Origin of the sequence: Ovoidimarina sediminis (assembly GCF_032586175.1) — a bacterium.
Classification (GTDB): Bacteria; Pseudomonadota; Alphaproteobacteria; order Rhodobacterales; family Rhodobacteraceae; genus Ovoidimarina; species Ovoidimarina sediminis.
The window spans coordinates 1-7436 of the sequence record NZ_JAWHTE010000056.1; the positions used below are offsets into that span (position 1 = coordinate 1).

Annotated in this window: 4 protein-coding genes; 1 reads left to right on the top strand and 3 read right to left on the bottom strand. The window is 56.6% G+C overall.

Annotated elements, in window-relative coordinates; all coding sequences use genetic code 11:
• Positions 1 to 101: 101 nt before the first annotated feature.
• The gene (locus RXV90_RS25585) at positions 102 to 1310 is read right to left on the bottom strand and encodes an FAD-dependent oxidoreductase (protein WP_316653228.1); all 1209 of its coding nucleotides are present in this window, start codon (positions 1308 to 1310) and stop codon (positions 102 to 104) included.
• A 306-nt stretch (positions 1311 to 1616) separates the two neighbouring features.
• Here RXV90_RS25585 and RXV90_RS25590 point away from each other — a divergent pair, with 306 nt between their 5' ends.
• Positions 1617 to 3263 carry a tetratricopeptide repeat protein gene (locus tag RXV90_RS25590; RefSeq protein WP_316653230.1) on the top strand — a complete coding sequence of 549 codons (1647 nt, stop codon included), beginning with the start codon at positions 1617 to 1619 and terminating at the stop codon, positions 3261 to 3263.
• A gap of 780 nt (positions 3264 to 4043) precedes the next feature.
• Here RXV90_RS25590 and RXV90_RS25595 read toward each other — a convergent pair.
• Positions 4044 to 4340, bottom strand: a complete 297-nt coding sequence (locus RXV90_RS25595) for a hypothetical protein (RefSeq protein ID WP_316653231.1) — start codon at positions 4338 to 4340, stop codon at positions 4044 to 4046.
• Between the two features lie 388 nt (positions 4341 to 4728).
• Positions 4729 to 5739, bottom strand: a complete 1011-nt coding sequence (locus RXV90_RS25600; RefSeq protein WP_316653233.1) for a pilus assembly protein N-terminal domain-containing protein — start codon at positions 5737 to 5739, stop codon at positions 4729 to 4731.
• Positions 5740 to 7436 lie beyond the last annotated feature (1697 nt).

A 7436-nucleotide genomic window follows, 5' to 3' on the forward strand; every position in this document is an offset into this window, starting at 1 on the left:
CCGGCCTGAGCGCCAGGTAAAAGCACACGCGACCGCAATCCGCTAGCGCTCTTCAAGCCGACTTCTTCAACACAATCGGCCCGGAGTGGACATCTCTTTTATCAATTCGTAAGCGGCACGGTCATGGGGTTATAGTTGTAAAGCCAGGTATCGCGTTCAGCGAAAAGATCAGCGCTTTTCGCGATCGATTTGCGCAGCTCATTTTCGTCTGCCATGTGGTTGATCCGACGCATTCGGTTGGCGCTCTCCACAACCCGGGCGGCGCGTGGTGCGCGAATTTTCTGGAACCTATCAAGTGAAGCGGGGACCTCCGCTCCTTCCGCCAAAACCCGCATAAGGATCGCGGCATCCTCGACTGCCGCTGCTGCCCCCTGCGCGATGTAAGGAAGCGTCGGGTGGGCCGCGTCGCCGATCAAAACCGCGCGTTCCGAGCTCCAATTGAAAACCGGCTTCCGAATGTTGAGCGCCCAGCGAAAACAGTTCTGACGATCCGAAGCATCGATCACGGTATGTACGTCTGTGTGCCAGCCGTCAAAATCCGCTTTGAACTCACGCCAATCGGCCCTGACGGTCCAACTTTCTTCGATATCCATGTCACCTTCAACGACACCGACAATGTTCATGAGTTCCCGGTTGCGTAACCAGTACATAACGAGGTGCCGCCCGGGGCCGACCCAGGCAACGTGGTTCGTCGGCATGAAATCTTCCGGAAGGCATTCGGCAGGTACGACGGACCGCCAGGCGATATTCCCCGAGAATTCTGCCATGTCGGGGCCCAGGATCTGATGCCGAATTGATGAACGGACACCGTCGGCCGCAATCAAAAGATCACCGTGTAGAATGCCTCCATCCGCCATTTTCAACGCCACACTGTCAGCGGTTTCACTGTAGCCCACGGCCTCGGCTCCAAGGTGAAGCGCCTCCGGCGCGACTGCATTGAGCCGTTTCAGCAGTATTTCCTGCAAGTCGGCCCGATGAATGTTGCAGCAAGGAAACCCGTGTTGTTCCAGATGTGGTCGGCCTAGTTCAAAGGCCGTAAGTTGCTCGCCGGTTTTGCCCAAGCGCACCACCCACTGGTCAGGAGGTACCGAACGCTCTCTCAATGCTTCTCCCATGCCAAGCGCCTGATAAACATGGCCAGCGTTTGCGCTCACCTGCAGCCCAGCACCAACTTCGCCCATCTGCTGAACACGTTCGAAAACTCGAACGCGGTGCCCAGAAAGCGTCAGCGCAATCGCCGCACTCATCCCTGCGATCCCGGCGCCAACGACAAGAACATCAAGAGGTCGGTCGGTCTGCGGCAAGCTCATATAGTCAGCCTATTTGAAATCTATTCGAATGTCTCTTTCGTCCCGCAACTCGGCCGTTGACGCGGTTTCGGCGAGCGTCCGCTGTCAGAAGAAGCTGTCTTCCCGCCTAGAACCAGGTCTCGACGGCCTCGGATGACCACTCAGCACCCAACAGCGGTCAAATGACCAAAACCCTCTGATGACTGCGTCAAGCGAGGAGCAGTCAACAGGTCGATTAGATGTGCTTTTGCCGGCCACCTTGCTCGATCTCTATCGACGAATGCTCTCGTATGGTAGCGTCAGCGGAAGCAGATGAGGGATGCTACGATGGAGTACTATGATCTCGGAAGTTACACCCGTAGCGTTTCGACATCGTCAGATGAAGCCCAACGCTGGTTCGACCGGGGTCTAGCCTGGACTTATGCTTACAATCACGAAGAGGCTATCGTTTGCTTTCAAAATGCTCTTGCCGCCGACCCGGATTGCGCAATGGCGCATTGGGGCATCGCATATTGCATTGGGCCAAACTACAACAAGCCTTGGGAAGCCTTTGAGGACGACGAAAAGCCCGATTGCATCGCTGTGGCGAAGGCTGCAATCGAAGCTGCTACGTCATTACGTGACCGGGTGACACCCGTAGAACGTGCCCTCATCGGAGCAATCCCAGCGCGTTACCCAGTGTCATCGGACGTCGAGGATTTCAGCCCATGGAATGATGCCTTCGCCGATGCAATGCGCAAGGTTTACGCCGAGTTCAGCCACGACATGGACGTCTGTGCCTTGTTTGCAGAATCGATCATGAACCGAACGCCATGGCAGCTTTGGGATCTGCCGAATGGGAAACCGGCGGAAGGAGCCAATACGCTTGAAGCGATCGCCGTCCTCGACCAAGCTTTTGATAAGCTTTCCGGTGCGTGGAAACACGCGGGGCTTCTGCACATGTACATCCACCTGATGGAAATGTCGCCGCATCCCGAACGGGCACTGCGCCACGGCGATGCACTCAGTTCGTTGGTACCGGAAGCCGGACACCTGTTGCACATGCCCACTCATATCGACGTGCTGTGCGGCGATTATATGAATGTGGTGCTGCGCAATCACGCTGCCATCCTAGCCGACCGGAAGTTCCTGGACCGTGAAGGCGCAGACAACTTCTATTCCGTCTATCGCTGCCATAATTACCATTTCAAAATCTATGGTGCGATGTTTCTAGGACAGCCGACCGCGGCACTAGATGCGGCTGAAGAGCTTGTTGCCACCCTGCCATCAGAAACCCTTCGTCCGATGGCTGACTGGTTCGAGGGCTTCATCCCAATGAAGCAGCATGTTCTGATTAGGTTCGGTCGCTGGCAGGATATCCTCGATCAGAATCTGCCGGAGGATAAGGAGCTATTCAGCGTAACAAACGCCATGATGCGGTATGCGCGCACAGTTGCCTTGGCCAACCAACACAAAATCTCAGATGCCGAGAGCGAAAAGGCGAAGTTCTATGAAGCCTTGGAACGAGTCCCAGAAACTCGAATGCTGTTCAACAACACGTGTCGTGACATCTTGAAGGTGGCCGAACAGATGATGCTTGGCGAGCTTGCCTATCACAAAGGTGAGCACGAGACAGCCTTTGAGCATCTGCGTAAATCGGTCGAGACTGACGACAATCTGCCCTACGACGAACCTTGGGGTTGGATGCAGCCAACCCGCCATGCTCTGGGTGCCCTGCTGCTCGAACAGGGTCAGACGGAAGAAGCAGAAGCGGTATACCGTGCAGATCTTGGTCTTGACGCAACGCTTAGTCGGGCGTGCCAGCATCCGGGAAACGTTTGGAGTTTGCACGGCTTGCATGAATGTCTGACCCGGCGCGGTGAAACAGTCGAAGCGGCCCATATAAAGCTTCAACTAGACAAGGCCGCGGCCCGCGCTGAAGTACCGATCAAGGCATCCTGCTACTGTCGGCAGAAGGCTCTGGCGGCGGAATAACCGCCTACTTGAGGTGACGCCTGATCCAATCACGACGTCCGCTTCGTCCCGCAAGTGAGACATCGGACACCGGGGCGGCGAATGTCTGGTTTGGATTTTGGCCGATTTCACCGTCGTGAACGACCACTTCGGGGAAACCGTGCTGCTCCGCAGCGAGCCATTTCCTTCATCGGCCGAGCAGCCAAGGAGTGTGTCGCTGCACCGGCATAAGGCAGCTCCGTCCGCACTCCGGACATCAATCGCGAACTGGTGAGGGTCTGCATACGGCGGAAGCGGCCATTCGGGTCCGAAACCGCGTTTCGACTGCCCTGGATGACCGCTCAGCGCTGAAGAGCGGTCACCCTGACAGGATGACTCAGATGACCGGCGAGAGCCCAGAGCAGCCCGAGACATTCGTCCGACAACCAAGGGCCTCGACCCTGCACGGGGTCTATGCGGTAGATGAGACGTGCTGCCAGCGCCAAAGTCGGGCTTGTTCAGATTGCGGGGGGCATCCACTCACAAGACCGGAGAGTGAAAGGTTGTAGTAAAGTCAAGGCGCTGGCAACGATCATTGATTACCCGTGCAATCAAGCAGGATTGCGGAATACTTCAGGTCTCTTCTGGGCAAAATTGGCCTGCAGCTCTGGACAGCCGCGAAGCAACACCAATCGTCAGTGATTGGGGAATGTCACAACGACTGCCGTCACTTTGGAGAAGCCCAGAAGGCGCAACCGCGCGGCGGGGCTTCAATAATGACGCTTAGTCGTTGATTGGCGATCGCGGGCTATTCACGAATGCTTACGTAAACACGAGGCCGATGACGTTCGGCTGGAGTTTCAGAACCAATGCACGCTTCCGGGACGTGAGCCTTTGCCCTGCAGCCAAGGCCAGAACGCCCAGAAGGTATTCCGAAGCCTTGCCGCTCTTCTCGTAGACTTTGAGATGGGATCGAAATCGCTGCAGTTCATCTGGATTCAGGCGTGCAAGAGTTCGCAGCAGACCGTTGATGTTGATGCGGTCCCATTGGATGGCAGACGGGGTTGTAAGCGCGCCGAACCTGCGGCTGAGCTCTGAATTGGTGACAGCGTGGCCCATTTTTCAGAATCCGTTCTTAGGGGGATCAGTTTGCTGCCGCTCAAGGTCGTCCTACGGAAAGCTAAATCTCAAGCAGCAAATTTGGCGGATGTTACCGGTCGACAAAAATGCCTGTCGCATCGTGCTGCTTAAAATGCCTGGAGACATTGAACTGGGAATACGTCAGCCCTGCCAGGATCAATAGAACAAGAATGCCGCCAGCTTTTTGGGTCGCTGATGACCTTACGTGATTACTTCTCATAACTCATACTCCTGCCTCTGATGACACGTTGCCAGATGGAGACGATTGCTTCACTCAAACTGCCAGTGCTCCGCTTCGAGAATGGCTGACACCAACCTCAACAGCATCACTCGCTATTCAAAGTGCAACGAAGACTACGTCCGCTGATTAACTAAGACTGGGCCGCTGCCGCGGGAGCGGAGAGGACATCGGGGCGAGGGAGCTGTTGGTGGGAGATGCGATAGAGGTCCCGTTTTCTGAAGATGCCAGATCGTCCTGCTGCCCGGCCATGTTCGTGGCTTCGGTGGAAGGGACTGCCTGTTCGTCGTGAAGCGCGGCATCTACCCGGCACGGAATATTGGTCTCAATGAGTTCGCCGCCACGGCGGGTCCGAACCGTACAGGTCTTTTCCACGGCCACAGTGAGCAAGTTCGAGATCTGAGCCTCGCCTGCCACGAGACGGGCAATTTGGAGCGCTTTCTGGGCCTCGTCTGTGGAACTGACGGTCCCAGAGAGAACGATCGTTCCACCCAGGTTGTGCACACTGATTGCCTCAGCGGGCAAAAGCGCGCGAAGCTGCGTCTCCACCACAGCCGGATCTACAAGAACAACCTCGACCTCTGGGAGCGCAACGGGCTCGGGTGCCTTTTCCTCAACGCGCACGCTCAGGAGGTTCGAGATCTTGCCCGGCGCATAGTGGCTGGCAAGTTCCAGCGCTTTGGATATGACGCCAGGATCACTGACGGTCCCCGTGAGAACCAGGCCATCCTTGGCTGTCAGCACATCAATTTGCTCGCCGGGGAGAACCTCGCCGAGGCGTCGGCTGAGTTCCGTGATATCGGGCGTCACGCGGATCTCGTACATCGACATCACGGTACCGTTCTCGCGCATGACCATCAGGGTCGTGCGGCCCGGCTCTTTCCCGAGAACGTAGATGGCGTTGTTCGAAAGCGTCGAAATGTCCGCAATTGCCGGGTTCGCGATGGACAGTTCGCTGAAGGGCTCATCGCTCTCAAGGACGATTGCGCCATCGCTGGTGACCTGAACCGTTCGCGTCGACGAACTTTCTTCGACACCAATGGTCGAGGCCGCAAATGCGGGAGCATTTACCAGCATAGCGATGACAATCGCGGCTGGCGCAATCCAGGACAGTCTTTTGGTATTCATGGTTAACCTCATACAGTGTTAGCGTCTGACTTCATGGGATCATGCTATTTCCGGCAGGATCCGTTCAGCCTAACCATCTCCTTGGTTGTGCTCCTGGGAGTTCCCCGGATCTCCACCTTCGGAGCCATTCCCACGACCCGCGTCGAAGCGCTCCTTGAGGGAAGTCTTGGCGCTGCGGTCCTTGGCCTGTCCCGGCGCATCAAGCTTCTCCGTCGACTTGGGGCCGTTCTTCGGGCCATTCTCGGTTTGTGACTGGGGAGATGGCCCTTGCGGCTCTGTCGAAACGACCGGGACCTCAGGGTCCTCCGGATCGGGCAAGCTTTCGGGTGCTTGGGGCGCAGGATCACCCGCGGCAACGCTTTCTGGTGATTGAGAGGTGGGCTCTGCGACGCGGTCACGCTGAAGGCTGGGGTTCAGCGAGCTGAGTTTGAGATCATCCCCTCCGCACGTCTCATCCCGAGCCTCCGACCGAAACGCGAAGCCGGCGTTCTTGCTGGAGACATCTGAACCGTCAGCCAGCCATCTGATGCAGGTCTTGAAGGAGGAAAGCTCTTTCGCGGTTTGATCTAACCCCGGTGCCAAAACGGCCACGCCAGAGCGCGTTGCTGCATCACTGTGAGGGAGAGAGCTGCATCCGGCAGCAAGGCTGACAAAAGCGATGCAGAGCGCACTCGCGGACTTACTCGTAAACATGGTTCACCTACTTGGTATTACTGGTACGCGCGGCCAACACACATGACCGTGCTCATTTCTGTTCCCTACCTGTTGCGATCGTTGGTCTCTGTGACACTGCACCAAGCCTGCGGCCCGTTCCCGGATGAGCACGGCCAGTTCAACGAGCCCATCTGACCAAGCCTCATGCTCATATCGCTTGATTGGTCAACAGGGCTGCCAGCACGGTAATTGCCAGGACAAGCATGGAGAATTTCGGTGTGGACAGATGCGCGAGATCCATTCCCAACTCTTCCAAGCCGCAGGATCGCAGAGATTGCATGAAAGATTTGTGAGTCGATCTCTGGGGCGTTGGATCGGCATCGGGCAGCACAGGAAAAATCTGCGCACTTCTACAGGTACTCATTACATTCACTCTCTTTACAACCATGGCCATCAAACACACGATGCCCGGGACGACATTCCTTACTCGCTTCCACCGGCGCCCTGGATCAGCCACGAGACACTGCTTGATCCAGGGCGCCGCTTACCAGAGCCCTTTTGAACTTCAGGCTCCGGATTTGCAGGCGAAGCCCCTAAGACACACGCGGGCTTCAACTCGTTACACCGTCAGATTAGCAAACCTAATGCCGCATTAGTGTAAGCAACTTCACACTCGCCTTCGATTTTTGCGTCGAAATAGGAAACACTCTGTTCTGTCGGTCAAGCTGAAAGCATCCAGCCCGGAAACCAATTCCTTGCCGAGGCAAAATCTTGAATGAGCCGCCTACCTCATAGGCTGTCTGGATGTCAGCTCAGCCTGCGAACCGGACATCGAGCCAATTCTAGCGAAGGTCAGCGAAAGCGGACATCCCTGTCTGACAGCGCGTATCGGCCGCCGCTGCTTGTTGCCGAGATCAGCCGGCCAATGCCTGTGACAGACGCCCTTGCTCCCCCTGAGCCACTGGGCAAGATGTATGTATGCGCAAGGTCCTGCCCGTAGCGGTTTTCACAATCACCTATGTATGCGGTTTCGGCGCGTGGTTTATTTCCATCGG